At 73.2% G+C, this 17642-nt stretch carries 13 protein-coding genes and 1 tRNA gene; 9 read left to right on the top strand and 5 right to left on the bottom strand.

Going from position 1 to position 17642, the window contains the following annotated elements; genetic code table 11:
- Positions 1 to 974 (top strand): DUF8094 domain-containing protein (locus C1I92_RS33940; protein ID WP_158564210.1); only part of this gene is annotated, 974 nt, incomplete at its 5' end.
- A 12-nt stretch (positions 975 to 986) separates the two neighbouring features.
- Positions 987 to 1068: transfer RNA gene (locus C1I92_RS19785), tRNA-Leu, on the top strand.
- Positions 1069 to 1074: 6 nt separating this feature from the next.
- Here C1I92_RS19785 and C1I92_RS19790 read toward each other — a convergent pair.
- Both C1I92_RS19790 and C1I92_RS19795 read right to left on the bottom strand, forming a co-directional pair.
- On the bottom strand, positions 1075 to 1995 hold the full coding sequence (locus C1I92_RS19790; RefSeq protein WP_111256373.1) for a S66 peptidase family protein: 921 nt from the start codon (positions 1993 to 1995) through the stop codon (positions 1075 to 1077).
- Between the two features lie 47 nt (positions 1996 to 2042).
- On the bottom strand, positions 2043 to 2702 hold the full coding sequence (locus tag C1I92_RS19795) for a DUF6308 family protein (RefSeq protein ID WP_146605208.1): 660 nt from the start codon (positions 2700 to 2702) through the stop codon (positions 2043 to 2045).
- 110 nt (positions 2703 to 2812) lie between these two features.
- Between C1I92_RS19795 and C1I92_RS19800 the strand changes: the two genes are divergently transcribed.
- The 6 genes from C1I92_RS19800 (at position 2813) to hrpA (ending at position 12333) form a co-directional block, all read left to right on the top strand.
- Positions 2813 to 3877 (top strand): GTP pyrophosphokinase, encoded by a 1065-nt coding sequence (locus C1I92_RS19800; RefSeq protein ID WP_111256375.1) that lies wholly within the window; start codon positions 2813 to 2815, stop codon positions 3875 to 3877.
- Positions 3878 to 3918: 41 nt separating this feature from the next.
- Positions 3919 to 4722 carry an NAD(P)H-binding protein gene (locus tag C1I92_RS19805; protein ID WP_111256376.1) on the top strand — a complete coding sequence of 268 codons (804 nt, stop codon included), beginning with the start codon at positions 3919 to 3921 and terminating at the stop codon, positions 4720 to 4722.
- Between the two features lie 25 nt (positions 4723 to 4747).
- On the top strand, positions 4748 to 5170 hold the full coding sequence (locus C1I92_RS19810) for a hypothetical protein (protein WP_111256377.1): 423 nt from the start codon (positions 4748 to 4750) through the stop codon (positions 5168 to 5170).
- A 74-nt stretch (positions 5171 to 5244) separates the two neighbouring features.
- On the top strand, positions 5245 to 5994 hold the full coding sequence (locus tag C1I92_RS19815) for a beta-phosphoglucomutase family hydrolase (RefSeq protein WP_111256378.1): 750 nt from the start codon (positions 5245 to 5247) through the stop codon (positions 5992 to 5994).
- Entirely contained in the window at positions 5991 to 8369 is a 2379-nt protein-coding gene (locus C1I92_RS19820) for a glycoside hydrolase family 65 protein (protein ID WP_111256379.1), read from the top strand. Before C1I92_RS19815 ends, C1I92_RS19820 begins: the two co-directional genes overlap by 4 nt.
- Before the next feature lie 46 nt (positions 8370 to 8415).
- Positions 8416 to 12333, top strand: coding sequence for an ATP-dependent RNA helicase HrpA (gene hrpA, locus C1I92_RS19825; RefSeq protein WP_111256380.1), 3918 nt, complete (start codon positions 8416 to 8418; stop codon positions 12331 to 12333).
- 185 nt (positions 12334 to 12518) lie between these two features.
- Here the strand turns inward: hrpA and C1I92_RS19830 are convergent, their stop codons facing one another.
- Genes C1I92_RS19830 through C1I92_RS19840 form a run of 3 tightly spaced genes read right to left on the bottom strand, consistent with a single transcriptional unit; the run spans position 12519 to position 15066 of the window.
- Positions 12519 to 13283 (bottom strand): energy-coupling factor ABC transporter ATP-binding protein, encoded by a 765-nt coding sequence (locus tag C1I92_RS19830; RefSeq protein WP_111256381.1) that lies wholly within the window; start codon positions 13281 to 13283, stop codon positions 12519 to 12521.
- Positions 13280 to 14032, bottom strand: coding sequence for a cobalt ECF transporter T component CbiQ (gene cbiQ / locus C1I92_RS19835; protein ID WP_111256382.1), 753 nt, complete (start codon positions 14030 to 14032; stop codon positions 13280 to 13282). The genes C1I92_RS19830 and cbiQ overlap by 4 nt, the downstream gene beginning before the upstream one ends.
- Entirely contained in the window at positions 14029 to 15066 is a 1038-nt protein-coding gene (locus tag C1I92_RS19840) for an energy-coupling factor ABC transporter permease (protein ID WP_111256383.1), read from the bottom strand. Before C1I92_RS19840 ends, cbiQ begins: the two co-directional genes overlap by 4 nt.
- A 301-nt stretch (positions 15067 to 15367) precedes the next feature.
- Here C1I92_RS19840 and metE point away from each other — a divergent pair, with 301 nt between their 5' ends.
- On the top strand, positions 15368 to 17641 hold the full coding sequence (gene metE, locus C1I92_RS19845; RefSeq protein ID WP_111256384.1) for a 5-methyltetrahydropteroyltriglutamate--homocysteine S-methyltransferase: 2274 nt from the start codon (positions 15368 to 15370) through the stop codon (positions 17639 to 17641).
- Position 17642 lies beyond the last annotated feature (1 nt).

Here is a 17642-nt window from a genome sequence, read left to right on the forward strand (position 1 = left end):
CCCCGGCGCCGCCGCCGAAGCCGAAGCCGACCGCGCGGATCGCCGTCGCGCTCGGGCTGGCCGGGCTGGTGACCGCGTGCGCGCAGCTGCCCGCCGAGATCGACCAGGCGGCCCGCGGCGCGCTGATCCCCGCGATCACATCGGACCGCGCCGAGGGGTTCTTCGAGCAGTACAACGAGGCCGTGACCGGCGCGGGCGCGACGCCGCTGGCCGACGTCGAAGGCGGCGCGCTGCTGGCGACGTCGCAGTTCGCGGTCGAGGAGGAGCAGGCCACCGGCGTCGCGCCCGAGCAGCCGCCGGTCGCCGTGACCCCGTCGGTCGTGCTGTCCCCGCAGGTCGGCGAGTACCCGATGTGGGCGGTCGTGACCGGCCAGTCGTCCGCCGGCGGCGCGCCGTCGTGGTTCCTGCTCAGCCGCGAGAACGCCGCGTCGCCGTGGCTGGCGACGCTCGCCGTCCACCCCGCCGAGGGCACGGCCGTCACCGCCCCGCTCACCGCCGACGGCGCCGCCGTCGTCGCCGACGATGCCGCCGTCCGCCGCGGCGACGAGGTGCTGGAGGCGCTGCGGCTCTACGGCGAGACCGGCGAGGAGCCCGAAGGCGTCGACCTCGCCTACGCCGACGGGCTCACGAACCTGCCCGACCACGGCCTGCAGCTCGACACCGCGCCGCCGGAGTTCGGCACCGCGACCCGCAGCTGCGCCATCGAGTCCCCCGACGATGTGCACTGGCTGCAGACGGAGTACGGGGCCGTCGCGCTGGCGTCGATCAGCTGCACCCAGTCGGTGACGGTGAACCCCGGCTACTCGGTGGTGATCGAGGAGGCCGGGCTGGGCACGATCCCCGGCGGGTCGCAGATCTCGCAGGCGGAGATCTCCCAGAACGCCACCTTCATCCTCTCCGTCGACACCGACGGCTCTGCGACGGTGGTCGGGCAGCGCATGCAGCCCATCGGCATGACCTGGTCGGTCCCCTAGGATGACCGGTGCGCGGGAGTGGCGGAATCGGCAGACGCGCCAGATTTAGGATCTGGTGTCTTCGGACGTGGGGGTTCAAGTCCCCCCTCCCGCACCCGCGTCACTCGTTGGAGATCGTGAGGCTGCGCGCGTCCGCGTCCAGGACCGCATGCGTGCCGATCGGCACGGCGACGGGGTTCTTGCCGTGGCCGATGGGCAGCCCGCCCAGGATCGGCACGCCCAGCAGGCCGAGCCGGTCGCGGAGCACGTCGATCTCTGTGCATTCGACGTCGGTCGTGGGGTCCGTCGCGGCGCCGCAGCCGGTGTACTGGCCGACGGCCACGCCGACGACGTCGGCGAGGATGCCGGTCTTGATGAGCATGGTGAGCTGACGGTCGATGTGGCCAAGCCGGAGGTTGACGGCCTCGAGGAGCAGGATCGCTCCGTCGAAGCTCGGCAGCGCCCAGCCGGCGCCGGTCGCGATCGAGTCCTGGTTGCCGCCGATGAGCACGCCCTCAGCCCTGCCGTGCGTCGTGAGGGCGTGGGTGTGCTCGTCGGTCGTCGCGTGGACAGTGATCGGCTCGGTGCTGGTCACGGCCTGGACGAACGAGGCGGCGGCCCGATCGCCGAAGCGGCCGGCGTCCCAGGCGGCGCCGTGGATGCCGGCCAGGCCACAGCGTTGCAGCAGCGCGAGGTGCAGGATCGTCACCTCACTGAATCCGATCAGCAGCTTCGGGTGGCGGCGCGCGGCCTCGAAGTCCAGACCGTCGGCGATGCGGTAGGCGCCCTTGCCGCCGCGCGTCGCGATCACCGCCGCGACGCGCGGATCGCGCAGGGCGTCGTTGAGGTCGGCCAGGCGATCCTCGTCGCTGCCGGCGAGGTAGTCGATCGTGTCGTGGACGTCGTGGACGTGCGCGCCGTACTCGACCCGCAGGCCCAGCTGTTCGAGGGCCACCGCGCTGCGGGCCAGGCCGCCCACCGGCACCGGGCTGGCCGGGGACACGAAACGGACGCGGTCACCCGGGCGGAGCTTCGGCGCCATGGTCACGCCGCGAGTCTGTCGCATCGCCGCCGGGCTCCGGGCGCGCCCTACGCGGTCTTGACGTGCATCCAGAGCACGACGTCGAGGATGCGAAGGGGCGGGTCGTGCAGGTCGGACTCGCGGATGGCGGACTCCTGCGTCACTTCCTTGAGCCGGCGCTGGACGTCGCCGTCGGTGATGAGGTGCTGGTAGACCAGCCAGTCGACCCGGCGATCCTGGCCGACGCCGAGGAGGTTGCGGGTGACGAGGGAGTCGCGGACGGGGAACAGGCGCGGCCGCTTGCGCGCGCACAGCTTCGACGCGGCGACCCACTTGTTGCCGCCGAGTGCGTTCTTCAGCTGCAGGTGCAGGTTCTCGGCGGCGTCGAAGACGGCGTCGTCGGCGTCGGCGAGGTCGGTCTCGACCGGCACCATGCGTAACGCCTTGAGGACGTCGTTGCGGTGCGTTCCGCCCTGCAGCAGCTGCCGCCCGGCCCGCGGGCCGACGGCGATGCCCAGCAGCGACGTCGCGTAGAGGTCGGCGGCGGTGATGCTGTCGTACTCGACCGGGCCGACGGCGAGGAAGCTGCGGCCGGCGTAGTTGGAGTCGCGGTCGTAGAAGAGGCGGAGGTTCTCGACGGCGGCGGGGTCCTCGAGGGCGGCCAACGTGGCCGACCTGGCCCGGTCGAGCTGAGCGGAGGACGGCCGACGGGCGCGTGTCGGGGTCACGACGATCATCGTGACAGGCTCCCCGGACATAGCCAAGCCCAATGATCATCAATCGGACTGAAGTACCCTCGCAGGCGCACCCGCCGCCGTGACGAGAGACGTGAGGGCCGATGGCCGAGCCGACCGCCGACGACTGGGGCGCCAGGTACGGCGCGCGGCGCGGGATGTACGAGCAGTACGCCGGCCGTCTCCAGATCCTCCTGAGGGACGTGCTGACGTCGGCGGGCATCGACGTGGTGCAGATCGAGGCGCGGGCCAAGACCGTCGAGAGCTTCGTCGAGAAGATCGGCCGCAAGGGCCACGACGACGACCCGCTCGCCACCATGACCGACCTCGTCGGCCTGCGGGTGATCACCTACTACGTGGAGGACGTCGAGCGGGTCGGCCAGCTGATCGCCCGCGAGTTCGAGGTCGACGAGGAGAACTCCGCGGACAAGGCGACCGACCTCGCCTCGAACGAGTTCGGCTACCGCTCCGCCCACCACGTCGTCCGGCTGGGACCGTCGCGCCGGGAGCTGGCGGAGTGGGCGCCGTTCGCGTCGCTCGCGGCGGAGATCCAGGTGCGGACGGCGCTGCAGCACGCCTGGGCGGCGGTGAGCCACAAGGTCGCGTACAAGGCGGCGGCGCTGCCCGAGCCGATCCAGCGCCGGCTGAACCGGCTCAGCGCCCTGTTCGAGCTGGCCGACGAGCAGTTCTCGTCGCTGCGGGACGCGAGCGCGGCGACCGACAGCGACTACCGCCAGAAGGTGGACCGCGGCACCCTGGACATCCCGGTGGACACCTCGTCCATCGGCGCCTATCTCGACGGTCGCCGGGGCGACGAGCTGGCGACGCTGTTCCAGCGGCACGGCTTCGACCGCACCGTCCACAAGGACGTGCGCAGGCGCCGGCGGGCCCGTTCCGCCCTGGTGTCGGCGCTGCAGGGCGTCGGCCTCGGGACGCTCGCCGACCTCGACGCGTTCGTGTCCGACGCCGAGCGCATGGACGCCGCGGTCGGCCTGGTGCGGAGGGTCTACGAGACCGACGGGCACCGGCCGCGGGGACCACTGGACGACCTGCTGACGATGACCGTGACGGCGGCGCTGGACTTCGGCGACGAACCGGGCCGGCCCTACCTCACCGAGCAGTGGTCCGACACGCTGAAACGGGTCCGGCAGGGCGAGTCCACACCCTAGCAATGTGCGTACGACGTACGCGTACGGTGTACGCTGTCTCTATGACCATCCTCGTCACCGGTGCGACCGGCAGCGTCGGCCGCCTCGTCGTCGACCACCTGCTCGCCCGCGGCGCCATCGGCGTGCGCGCCCTCGTCCGCAACCCCGCCAAGGCCTCCCTCCCCGACGGTGTCGAGGTCCTGACCGGCTACGTCGCCGAGCCCACGACCCTCGACGGCGTGTTCGACGGCGTCGACCGCCTCTACCTGACCTCGTACACCGAGACCGCCGCCGAGGTGCTGGCCCGCGCGAACAAGGCCGGCGTCCAGCACGTCGTCAGCCTGTCCGGCGAGCCGGACAGCTGGTGGGGCTCGATCGTCGCCGACGTCGAGGCGGCCGGCATCCCGTGGACGCACCTGTGGCCGGGCGAGTTCATGGAGAACAGCACGATCTGGGCCGACCAGATCCGCACCACCGGCCAGGTGCGCGACGGCTACGCGCGGTCCGCGAACGCCGCGATCGCGATGGACGACGTCGCCGCAGTCGCCGCCGTCGCGCTCACCGAGGACGGCCACGTCGGCCGGGCGTACGAGCTCACCGGACCGGAGACGCTGACCCGGGCCGAGAAGGTGGCCCGCATCGGCGCGGCCCTCGGCCGCGACGTCCCCTACGTCGAGCTGAGCCGCGAGGACGCGATCGCGCAGCTCACGCCCGTGATGGGCGAGTACGCCGAGTGGTACGTCGACGGCGAGGCGGACCAGGTCGATGCGCGGCAGCAGCCCACGACGACGGTCGCCGACGTGCTGGGCCGGCCGGCCGAGACGTTCGCCGACTGGGCCGTTCGGAACGTGACCCTGTTCCGCTGACCCACTGCAGCATTAGAGTCGAAATGTGAGGGTCGTCGTTCTGCTCATCGCGCTCGCCGTGGTGCTCGTCCTGACGGTGACGCTCCTCTCGACGCGGCCGCCGGCGGCCGGTACCGGGCGGCTGTCCCGGTACCGCCGCCGCGCCCGTCAGGCGCCGACGTTCCGGCTGGAGCGGGTCAGCCAGCACCGCTACGTCCTGCACAACGACGGCGGACTGCCCGCCTACGACGTCCAGCTCGACACCCGCGACCTCACCGTCACCGAGGGCGAGACGTCGCTGCGCGAGTTCCGCCCGCGCCACGCCGAGCAGTACCTGCTGATCCAGCCGATGCACGGTCGCGTCACCGATCTGGTGGTCCGCTGGCGCATCCGGCCGGGCTCCGACGACGTGCAGGTCACGCCGCTGCCACTGGACATCGAGGCGGCGCCGGAGGGCCAGGACGCGTGAGCGTCCGGAGCGCCCGGCGCGCCAGATGGCACGCTCGGCGCACGACACACAGGATGATGACTTAAGGTCGTCCAATGCTTGGCCTGCCCGACCACATCAAGGCGTGCCTGTTCGACCTCGACGGGGTGCTCACGCCGACGGCGGAAGTGCACAAATCCGCCTGGACCGCGACGTTCGACGCCTTTCTGCGCGAGCGCGCGGAGCGCACCGGCGAGCCGTTCGTCGCCTTCGACCCGGTCGCCGACTACAACGTCTACGTCGACGGCAAGCAGCGCGCCGACGGCGTCCGTTCCTTCCTCGCCTCCCGCGGCATCACGCTGCCGGAGGGGACGCCGGACGACCCGGGCAGCGCCGAGACCGTCAACGGCCTCGGCAACCGCAAGAACGTCGTGCTGCTGGAGCGGCTGCGCGACGTCGGCGTGGCGCCGTATCCGGGCTCGGTGACGTACCTGCGCGCGGCCGCGGCGGCCGGGCTGCGCCGGGCCGTCGTCTCGGCCAGCGCGAACTGCCGCGAGGTGGTGGCGGCGGCCGGCATCGAGGACCTGCTGGAGGTCCGCGTCGACGGCGTCACCGCCCGGGAGGAGGGGCTGCGCGGCAAGCCGCAGCCGGACTCCTTCCTCGCCGCGGCGAAGCGGCTGGGTGTGGAGCCGGGCGAGGCCGCGGTGTTCGAGGACGCGCTCGCCGGGGTCCAGGCCGGCCGCGCCGGGAAGTTCGGGTTCGTCGTCGGCGTCGACCGCGTCGGCCAGGCCGACGCGCTGCGCGAGCGCGGCGCCGACGTCGTCGTCACCGACCTGGCCGAGCTGCTGGACGAGGAGCGCCGGTGATCCAGGAGAGCGGGTTCCCGGGCGAGCCCTGGCGCATCCGGGAGGCGACCCTCGACCTCGACCTGCTGGCGCAGTCGGAGTCGGTCCTCGCGCTGTCCAACGGCCACATCGGCCTGCGCGCCAACCTCGACGAGGGCGAGCCGCACGGGCTGCCCGGCAGCTACCTCAACTCCTTCTACGAGCTGCGCCCGCTGCCTTACGCGGAGGCCGGCTACGGCTACCCGGAGCAGGGCCAGACCGTCGTCAACGTCACCAACGGCAAGCTGATCCGGCTGCTGGTCGACGACGAGCCGTTCGACGTCCGCTACGGCGACCTGCGCGCGCATGAGCGGGTGCTGGACATGCGGGCCGGGACGCTGGACCGCACCGTCGAGTGGGTGTCGCCGGCCGGCCAGGCGGTGCGCGTCCGCTCGACCCGGCTGGTGTCGTTCATCCAGCGCGCCGTCGCGGCGATCTGCTACGAGGTGGAGCCGATCGACGAGGAGGCGCGCGTCGTCATCCAGTCCGGCCTCGTCGCGAACGAGGAGCTGCCGGTCACCAAGAAGGACCCGCGCGTCGCCGCCGTCCTGGAAGAGCCGCTGGAGTCCGAGCAGCACCTCGCCAACGGCGCCGGCGGCCTGCTGATCCACCGGACGAAGGCCAGCGGGCTGCGGATGGCCGCGGCGATGACGCACGTCGTCGAGGGGCCGGACCGGACCGTCGTCAGCACCGAGGCGTTCCCCGACTGGGCCCGCACCACGATCGCCTGCGTGCTCAAGCCGGGCGAGAAGCTGCGCGTGGTCAAGCTGCTCGCGTACGGCTTCTCCAGCGTGCGGTCGATCCCGGCGCTGCGCGACCAGGTCGGCGCGGCACTCGCGTCGGCCCGGCTGACCGGGTGGGAAGGGCTCTGCAAGGGCCAGCGCGAGTACCTCGACGCGTACTGGGACGCCGCCGACGTGCGCGTCGACGGCGACCCCGAGGTGCAGCAGGCGGTCCGGTTCGGCCTGTTCCACGTCCTGCAGGCCGGCGCCCGCAACGAGATGCGGCCGATCCCGGCGAAGGGACTGACCGGCCCCGGATACGACGGCCACGTCTTCTGGGACACCGAGATGTTCGTGCTGCCGGCGCTGATCTACACCCAGCCCGACGCGGCCGCACAGGTGCTGCGCTGGCGGCACGCGACGCTCGACCTCGCCCGGGAGCGGGCCCGCACGCTGGGCCTCAAGGGCGCGGCGTTCCCGTGGCGGACGATCCGCGGCCACGAGACGTCGGGCTACTGGCCGGCCGGCACCGCCGGGTTCCACATCGGCGCCGGCATCGCCGACGCGACGATGCGCTACATCCAGGCCACCGGCGACGACGCGTTCGAGCGCGAGGTCGGTGTCGAGCTGCTGGTCGAGACGGCCCGGCTGTGGCGCTCGCTCGGCCACCACGACCGGCACGGCGGGTTCCACATCGACGGCGTGACCGGCCCGGACGAGTACTCCGCCGTCGCCAACGACAACGTCTACACGAACCTCATGGCGCAGCGGAACCTCGTCGGCGCCGCCGAGGCCGTGCTCCGTCACCCCGACGTCGCCGCCGACCTGGACGTCGACGACGAGGAGACCGCGTCCTGGCGCGACGCCGCCGCGGCGATGACCATCCCGTACGACGACGAGCTCGGCGTGCACCAGCAGTCGGAGGGGTTCACCCGGTTCCAGGAGTGGGACTTCGAGGGGACGGCGCCGGAGGACTACCCGCTGCTGCTCACCCACCCGTACTTCGACCTCTACCGGCGCCAGGTGATCAAGCAGGCCGACCTCGTGCTGGCGATGCACTGGCGCGGCGACGCGTTCACGCCGGAGCAGAAGGTGCGCAACTTCCGCTACTACGAGGCCCGCACCGTCCGCGATTCGTCGCTGTCGTCGTGCACGCAGGCCGTGATGGCCGCGGAGACCGGGCACCTGGAGCTCGCGCACGACTACCTCGGCGAGGCGGCGCTGACCGACCTGCACGACAGCCACTCCAACACCAGCGACGGCGTGCACCTGGCCTCGCTGGCCGGCGCCTGGCTCAGCCTGGTCGCGGGCTTCGGCGGCATGCGCGACCACGACGGCGTGCTGTCGTTCGCGCCGCGGCTGCCCAGCCGGATCGGCCGGCTGGACTTCTCGCTGCTGTGGCGCGGGCTGCGGCTGCGGGTCAGCGTCCTTCCGCACGAGGTCACCTACTACCTGCGCGAGGGCGACCACGAGGAAGGCTCGCAGCTGGAGCTGCTCCACCACGGCGAGCCGGTCACGGTCCGCACCAACGCGCCGGTCACGGTCGCGATCCCGGCGGCGCCGCCGCGCGGGCCCGACGCGGAGCAGCCGGCCGGCCGGGCGCCGGCCCGCCGCGGCGCCTACGGCCCGGGCTGATAACCAGGTGAGCCGGGAGGGGCGGGGGTCGTAGGCTTGACGACGTATGCCCACCCCTCCCCTCACCGATTCGCCGGCCGACCTGCGCGCCCGCCTGCCCGAGCTGATGCTGCGGGACGAGCGGCGGCTGGCCCGCCGGCTCGACGGCGTGCGCAAGGCCCGGACGGACGACGCGCTGGCCGAGATCGCGCGCGAGGTCGCCGCGGCCGAGCGGCGGGTCGAACGCCGTAGGGCGGCCGTCCCCGAGGTCCGCTACCCGCAGGAGCTGCCGATCAGCCGGCGGCGCGACGAGATCGCCGCCGCCATCCGCGACCATCAGGTCGTCATCGTCGCCGGTGAGACCGGGTCGGGGAAGACGACGCAGCTGCCGAAGATCTGCCTGGAGCTGGGCCGCGGCATCCGTGGCACGATCGGGCACACCCAGCCGCGCCGGCTGGCCGCGCGCACGGTCGCCGAGCGGGTCGCCGAGGAGCTGCACACCGAGCTCGGCGCCGCCGTCGGCTACCAGGTGCGGTTCACCGCGAAGGCCGGCGACGACACGCTGGTGAAGCTGATGACCGACGGCATCCTGCTGGCCGAGATCGGCCAGGACCGCATGCTGCGCCGCTACGACACGCTGATCATCGACGAGGCGCACGAGCGCAGCCTGAACATCGACTTCATCCTCGGCTACCTCAAGCAGCTGCTGCCCAGGCGCCCGGACCTGAAGGTGATCATCACCTCGGCGACGATCGACCCGGAACGGTTCGCCCGGCACTTCGGCGATGCCCCGATCATCGAGGTCAGCGGCCGGACGTATCCGGTCGAGATCCGCTACCGCCCGCTCGAGCCGGAGACCGACGACGCCGGCGGCGAGCCGCGCGACCAGATCCAGGCCATCGTCGAGGCCTGCGACGAGCTGGCGCTGGAGCCGCCCGGCGACGTGCTGGTGTTCCTGTCCGGCGAGCGGGAGATCCGCGACACCGCCGACGCGCTGCGCAAGCGGTACGCGTCGGCGCCCCAGGGCACGCTGGAGGTGCTGCCGCTCTACGCCCGGCTGTCCGCAGCCGAGCAGCACCGGGTCTTCCAGCCGCACACCGGCCGGCGGATCGTGCTGGCCACGAACGTCGCCGAGACCTCGCTGACGGTGCCCGGCATCCGCTACGTCGTCGACCCCGGCACCGCGCGCATCTCCCGCTACAGCAACCGGACGAAGGTGCAGCGGCTGCCGATCGAGCCGGTGTCGCAGGCGTCGGCGCGGCAGCGGGCCGGTCGTTGCGGCCGGCTCTCCGACGGCGTGTGCATCCGGCTCTACTCGGAGGAGGACTTCGAGGCGCGGCCCACGTTCACCGAGCCGGAGATCCTGCGCACCAACCTCGCGTCGGTCATCCTGCAGATGACGGCGCTGGGCCTGGGCGAGGTCGCGGCGTTCCCGTTCCTCGACCCGCCGGACCGGCGCAGCATCGCCGACGGCGTCAGCCTGCTGGTCGAGCTGGGCGCGCTGGACCCGCTGGCCAAGGACGACAAGAACAAGCTGACCGACGTCGGGCGGTCGCTGTCGCAGCTGCCGATCGACCCGCGGCTGGCCCGGATGCTGATCGAGGCCGGCCGCAACGGCACCGTCCGCGAACTGCTCGTCCTCACCGCCGCGCTGACGATCCAGGACCCGCGCGAGCGCCCCGCCGACCAGCGCGAGGTCGCCGACGCGTTCCACGCCCGGTTCGCCGACCAGACGTCGGACTTCCTGTCCTTCCTCAACCTCTGGCGGTACGTGAAGGAGCAGCAGCAGGAGCTGTCGTCCAGCGCGTTCCGCCGGCTGTGCCGCACCGAGCACCTCAACTACCTGCGCATCCGCGAGTGGCAGGACCTGGAGTCGCAACTGCGCCAGCTGGTGAAGCCCCTGGGTCTCACGCTCAATCAGGCCAAGGGATCAGAGGACAACATCCACCAGGCGCTGCTCGCCGGGCTGCTCTCGCACCTCGGGGTCAAGGACGAGGCGGGCAACGAGTACCAGGGCGCGCGCGGCGCGAAGTTCGCCGTCTTCCCCGGGTCGGCGCTGTTCAAGAAGCCGCCGCGCTGGGTGATGTCGGCCGAGCTGGTCGAGACGTCGCGGCTGTGGGCCCGCGTCAACGCCCGCATCGACCCGGCGTGGGCCGAGCCGCTGGCCGAGCACCTGGTGAAGCGGACGTACAGCGAACCGCACTGGGAGCGCAAGGCCGGCGCCGTCCTGGGCTACGAGAAGGTCATGCTCTACGGCGTGGTCATCGTGCCGCGGCGCAAGGTGCAGTACTCCCGCGTCGACCCGGAGCTGAGCCGCGAGCTGTTCATCCGGCACGCACTGGTCGAGGGCGACTGGACGACGCAGCACAGGTTCTTCCACGAGAACCGCGAGCTGCTCGAGGACGTCGAGGAGCTGGAGCACCGGGCCCGGCGCCGCGACATCGTCGTCGACGACGAGACGCTGTTCGCCTTCTACGACGAGCGCATCCCGGCCGACGTCGTCTCCGGCCGGCACTTCGACAGCTGGTGGAAGAAGGCCCGGCACGACCGCCCGGACCTGCTCACGTTCGACACCGACCTGCTGACCACCGACGCCGCCGGCGCCGTCACGCAGGCCGACTACCCCGACGCCTGGCCCGGCGACCTCGGCCTGCGACTCACGTACCAGTTCGAGCCGGGATCCAGCGCCGACGGCGTCACGGTGCACGTCCCGATCGAGGTGCTCAACCAGGTCGAGCCCGACGGGTTCGACTGGCAGGTGCCGGGGCTGCGGCCGGAGCTGGTGACGGCGCTGATCAAGGCGCTGCCCAAGCCGCTGCGGCGCTCGTTCGTGCCGGCGCCGGACACCGCACGCGAGGCGCTGGCGCAGCTGCCGCCGTCGCCGTCGGGGCAGCCGTTCACCGCCGCGCTGGCCCGGGTGCTGCACCGGCTGCGGGCGGTGCCGGTGACGGCCGACGACTTCGACCTGAGCAAGGTGCCCGACCACCTGCGCATGACGTTCCGGGTGCTGGACGAGAAGGGCAGGCCGGCCGGCGAGGGCAAGGACCTCGACGCGCTGAAGGTGCGGCTCAAGCAGCAACTGCGCCAGACGATGGCGGCCGCGGCCAGCAGCATCGAGCGAACCGGGCTGACGGAATGGCCGGGCGGCGAGGTGCCGCGGACGTTCGAGCAGCGCCGCGCCGGTCACGTCGTCACCGGCTACCCGGCGCTGGTCGACGACGGCGCCACGGTCGCGCTGCGGGTGCTGCCGACGCCGGCGGACCAGGCCCGCGCGATGTGGACCGGCAACCGCCGGCTGCTGCTCCTCAGCGTCCCGTCGCCGACGGCGTTCGTGCAGCGTCACCTGGCCAACCGGTCCAAGCTGGTGCTCAGCCAGAACCCCGACGGCTCGGTCGCCGCGCTGCTCGACGACGTCGCCGCCGCGTCCGTCGACTGGCTGGTGGCCGAGGCGGGCGGGCCGGCCTGGGACGAGGCGGCGTTCGCCGCGCTGCGCGAGCGGGTCCGCGCCGACCTCATCGAGACCGTCTTCGAGGTCGTCGCCGACGTCGAGAAGGTGCTGGAGGTGGCGCACCGGGTCGCGGCGACGCTGAAGAGCACCACCAGCCTGGCGCTGGCCGCGTCGCTCGTCGACGCCCGCGACCACCTGGCCCGGCTGATGGCGCCCGGCTTCGTCACGTCCACCGGCCGCCGCCGGCTGCCGGACCTGCTGCGCTACCTGCGGGCGATCGAGCGGCGGCTGGAGAAGCTGCCGACCAGCCCGCAGCGCGACCACCAGAACATGGGCACCGTCCGCCGGGTCACCGAGGAGTACGAGGCCGCGCTGGCCGCCCTCCCGCCCGGCCACGGCCCCACGCCCGAGCACGACGCCGTCGCCCGGCTCATCGAGGAGCTGCGGGTCAGCCTGTTCGCCCAAGAGCTCGGCACCGCCCAGCCGGTCTCGGAGAAACGCCTGCTCAAGGCCATCGACGCCCTCTACGACACCTGAATGATCACGTTGAGTGGGTGTGCTCCCGCTCTACCACCCATGCATGCCTGGGGAAGCGTGAGAACGCCGCAAGACACAGGCAATCGCTTTCCGCGGCGTCGCCCGGCGCCCGGTCCAGGCGAGTTCACGGTTCGCTAGGCATGCTTGCCTCGCAGAGCAGGAGCACACCAACTCAACGTGATCATTTAGGGTCGGCCAGGAGCCACCGACCGCGGGTCGAACCCGTACGGCAGCTCCAACCGGTGCGCCGCCAGCAAGTCCGCGTCCCCCAGCACGTCCGCCGTCGCCCCATCAGCAACCACCGCCCCACCCGACAGCACCACCGAACGCGGGCACAGCTGCAGCGCGAACGGCAGATCGTGGGTGACCACGAGCTGCGTCACGTCGAGCGAGTCGAGGACGTCGTGCAGCTCGCGCCGGCTGGCTGGGTCGAGGTTGCTGGTGGGCTCGTCCAGCACGAGGATCTCCGGCCGCATCGCCAGCACCGTCGCGACGGCGACCCGGCGGCGCTGGCCGAACGAGAGGTGGTGCGGCGGCCGGTCGGCGACGTCGCCCATGCCGACGAGGTCCAGCGCCTCGGACACCCGCGCGTCCAGCTCGGCGCCGCGCAGGCCCAGGTTGGCCGGGCCGAACGCGACGTCGTCGCGGACCGTCGGCATGAACAGCTGGTCGTCGGGGTCCTGGAAGACGATGCCGACGCGACGGCGGATCTCCCGCAGCGTGTCGCGATCGCCCGGCCGGACCTCCAGGCCGCCGACGCGGACCGTGCCCACGCCGCCGGAGAGGATGCCGTTGAGGTGCAGCACCAGCGTCGTCTTGCCGGCGCCGTTCGGCCCGAGCAGCGCGACCCGCTCGCCCCGTCCGATCGTGAGGTCGACGCCGAACAGCGCCTGGTGGCCGTCGGGGTAGGCGAAGGCCAGCCCGGCGACCTCCAGCGAGACCTCGATCATGAGAGCACCGCCACCACGCCGGCCGCCAGCGGCAGCGTGGCGCCGCGCAGCCAGTCCGCGCGGCCGGCTCCCGCGGTCGCCGTCAGCGGCATCGAGCCCGCGTAGCCACGCGACAGCATCGCCAGGTGCACCCGCTCACCCCGTTCGTAGGACCGGACGAACAGCGCGCCGGCGCCCTGCGCGACCACCCGCGCGTGCCCGAGGTGCCGGGCCTGAAAGCCGCGCGACTCGCGGGCGATCCGCATCCGCCGCATGTCACCGGCGACGACGTCGGCGTAGCGGATCATGAACGACGCGATCTCCACGAGCCGGTCCGGCACCCGCAGCCGCTGCAGCCCGGCCAGCAGCCCCCGCACGTCCGTCGTCGCCGCCAGCAGGATCGACGCGACGACGCCCAGCGTGCCCTTGGCGAGGATGTTCCAGCCGGTCAGCAGGCCGGGCTCGCTCAGCGACAGCCCGAGCACGTCGACCCGCGGACCCTGCGACACGACCGGCATCAGCAGCGCGAACACGACGAACGGGAGCTCGACCACCATCCGGGCGACGACCACGCGGGCCGGGACGCGGGCGATCGCCGCGACACCCGCCAGCAGCAGCGCGTAGGCGCCGAACGCCCAGTAGTGCTCGCGCGGCGTCGCGACGACGACCAGCACGAACGCCAGCAGCGCCAGCACCTTGACGTGCGCCGGCAGCCGGTGGACGGCGGAGTCGCCGGGCCGGTACAGCGCGTGCCCGTGGCCGCCGCTCACCGGACGGCGGCCTCCTCCCGGTCCGCGGCGGGCCGGCGGCCGACCAGCCGGAACAGCAGCACGCCGGCGACCACGACGACCGCGACGCCGAGGATGCCGGCGACGCCGACCGGGATGCCGCCGACCTCGCCGTAGTCGGCCAGCGCGAAATCGCCGAACGCGTGGTCACGGGCGGTGGCGAGGAAGCCCTCGCCCTCGGCGACGTACTCCAGGCCGTCGGGGTTGCTGCTGGCGAAGAAGCTGACGATGCCGGCCAGCGCGAGCGCGACCAGCCCGCCGCCGACGAGCAGCGGCCTCGTGCTCGCACGCGGCGCGGCGGCCGCCGCCGGCGTGGGCTCGGGGGCCGGCACCAGGCTGCCGTCGGGCCGGCGCAGCTGCAGCGGCGCGCGCAGGCCGCGGGCCGCGTACACGAGGTCCGGCCGGACGGCGACGACGGCGCTCACCGTCAGGCCGGTGATGACCGCCTCGCCGATGCCGATCAGCGTGTGCCAGCCGAGCATGCTCGCCGTCAGCGCGCCGAGCGACAGCGACGCCTCGCCGCCGATCGCGAACAGCAGCACGAAGACCAGCGCCGCGACCGGGACGGACACGAGCGCACCGATCGCCGACGCCGGCACCACCGACGCCGGTCGCTTGGGCAGCACGGCGAGCACGGCCCGCGTCACGACCCAGCCGACGACCACCGTCGTGATGCCGATCAAAGAGATGTTGGTGCCGAGCGCGGTCAGCCCGCCGTCGGCGAACAGCAGCCCTTGGACCAGCAGCACCACCGACAGGCACAGCACCGCCGTCCACGGGCCGACCAGCACGGCCGCCAGCGCCCCGCCCATCAGGTGGCCGCTGGTGCCGACGCCGACCGGGAAGTTCAGCATCTGCACGGCGAACACGAACGCCGCGGTGAGGCCGGCCAGCGGCGCGGTGCGCTCGTCCAGCTCGTCCTGCGCCTTGCGCAGCGCCAACGCGACACCGGCGGCGGCGACGGCGCCCGTCGCGACCGAGGTGGGTGCGTTCAGGAACCCGTCGGGGACATGCATGCGAAGTCCTCCTCGTGCGCGCCGGCGTGCCTCACAGGCGATGATGCGACACAGTCGCAGGTAGCGCAAGCTCGCGGAACGTCATTCATCTCCCACATGATGAGACGTCACGGTCCGTATGACGGGACGTCACCTTGCGGTCCCCGTGCGTCCTCCTAGGATCGCAAGCACTGGTGGTTCGGCCGGCGGGCGCCTGATGGGTGCGATCCGGCCGACGCAAGAGGCCCCCGGCGCGGTTGACGTCGATCGGGTGGCCGGCCCCCGGCGAACGCCTGTCCGCGCTCCCGAGGAGACACCTTCCATGACCCGTTCCATCCCGCCCATCGGCGCGACCGTGCCCGGCTACCCGCGCATCGGCCCGAACCGCGAGCTCAAGCGCGCCCTGGAGTCGTTCTGGTCCGGCGAGTCCGGCCGCGACGACCTGGAGGCGGCCGCCCGCGCCGAACGCGAACGGAGCTGGCGCCGGCTGGCAGCGCTGGGCCTGGACTCCGTCCCGTCGAACACGTTCTCGCTCTACGACCAGGTGCTCGACGCCGCCGTGCTGACCGGCGCGGTGCCGCCGCGGTTCGCGTCGCTCGGGCTGGACGGCCCGGGCACGTACTTCGCGATGGCCCGCGGCACGACCGGCGCCGCGCCGCTGGAGCTGACCAAGTGGTTCGACACGAACTACCACTACCTCGTGCCGGAGATCGCGCCCACGACGCGCTTCCACCTCGACCCGGCCAAGCCGGTGGGCGAGGTCCGCGAGGGGCTGGCGCTGGGCGTCCAGACCCGGCCGGTGCTGCTCGGCCCGGCCAGCTTCCTGCTGCTGTCCAAGGCCGCCGACGGCGCGCCGGCCGGGTTCGCGCCGCTGGACCGGCTCGACGACCTGCTCGCGGTGTACGCGCTGCTGCTGACGACGCTGGCCGCCGAGGGCGTCGCATGGGTCCAGCTGGACGAGCCGGCCTACGTCGCGGACCGGACGGCGGACGAGCTGGCCGCGCTGGGCCGGGCGTACGCGCGGCTGGGCGGGCTGACGGAGCGGCCGGCGCTGCTCGTGTCGGCGTCGTTCGGCTCGCTCGGTGACGCGCTGCCGGTGCTGGCGTCGTCGCCGGTGGAGGCGATCGGGCTGGACCTGGTCGCGGGGTCGCTGCCGGACGCCGACGTGCCGGGCCTGTCGGGCAAGACCGTCGTCGCCGGTGTGGTCGACGGCCGCAACGTCTGGCGCACGGATCTCGACGCGGCGCTGGCCACGCTGCGCGCCGTCGAGCCGCTGGCCGCCGCCGTCGCCGTCAGCACCTCGTGCTCGCTGCTGCACGTCCCCTACGACCTGGACGCGGAGACCGGGCTGGACCCGCAGCTGCGCTCGTGGCTGGCCTTCGCCGACCAGAAGGTGGCCGAGGTGGTGACGCTCGCGGCCGCGCTGCGCGACGGGCGACGCTCACCGGCGTTCGACGAGGCCGCCGCCGCGCTGGCCGACCGCGCCGCCGCCCCGCGCGTCGTCGACGACGCCGTCCGGACCCGGCTGGGCGGACTCACCGCCGCCGACACCCGCCGCGCGCCGTACGCCGAGCGGGCCGCCGCGCAGCGCGACCGGCTTGCGCTGCCGCCGTTGCCGACCACGACGATCGGCTCGTTCCCGCAGACCGGCGACGTCCGGCGGGCGCGGGCGGCGTTCCGGGCCGGCCGGCTCGACGCCGCCGAGTACACCGCGCGGATGCGGGCGGAGATCGAGCGGGTCATCCGGCTGCAGGAGAAGCTCGGCCTGGACGTGCTGGTGCACGGTGAGCCGGAGCGCAACGACATGGTGCAGTACTTCGCCGAGCAGCTCGCCGGGTTCGCCACGACCGAGCACGGCTGGGTGCAGTCCTACGGCTCGCGCTGCGTCCGTCCGCCCATCCTCTACGGCGACGTGTCGCGGCCGGCGCCGATCACCGTCGAGTGGGCGACGTACGCGCAGTCGCTCACCGACCGGCCGGTGAAGGGCATGCTGACCGGACCGGTCACGATCCTCGCCTGGTCCTTCGTCCGCGACGACCAGCCGCTCGCCGACACCGCGCGGCAGGTCGCGCTGGCCCTGCGCGACGAGGTCGGCGACCTGGAGGCGGCCGGCGTCGGGATCGTGCAGGTGGACGAGCCGGCGCTGCGCGAGCTGCTGCCGCTGCGCGCCGCCGACCGGCCCGCCTATCTCGCGTGGTCGGTCGACGCGTTCCGGCTCGCGACGGCCGGCGCGGACGATGCGACGCAGGTGCACACGCATCTCTGCTACTCCGAGTTCGGCGACGTCGTGGCCGCGATCGACGGCCTGGACGCGGACGTCACCAGCATCGAGGCGGCGCGGTCGCGGATGGAGATCGTGCCGGACGTCGCGGCGTCCGGCTTCGCCCGCGGCATCGGCCCCGGCGTGTACGACATCCATTCACCCCGGGTCCCCGGCGCCGACGAGATCGAGGAGTTGCTGCGCCGCGCCCTGGCGGCCATCCCCGGCGACCGGCTCTGGGCGAACCCGGACTGCGGGCTGAAGACGCGGACGTACGAGCAGGTCGAGCCGGCGCTGACGGCGCTGGTCGCGGCCGCCGCCCGGGTCCGGTCCTGAG

Source organism: Jiangella anatolica (assembly GCF_003236295.1).
In the GTDB taxonomy this organism is placed as follows: Bacteria; Actinomycetota; Actinomycetes; order Jiangellales; family Jiangellaceae; genus Jiangella; species Jiangella anatolica.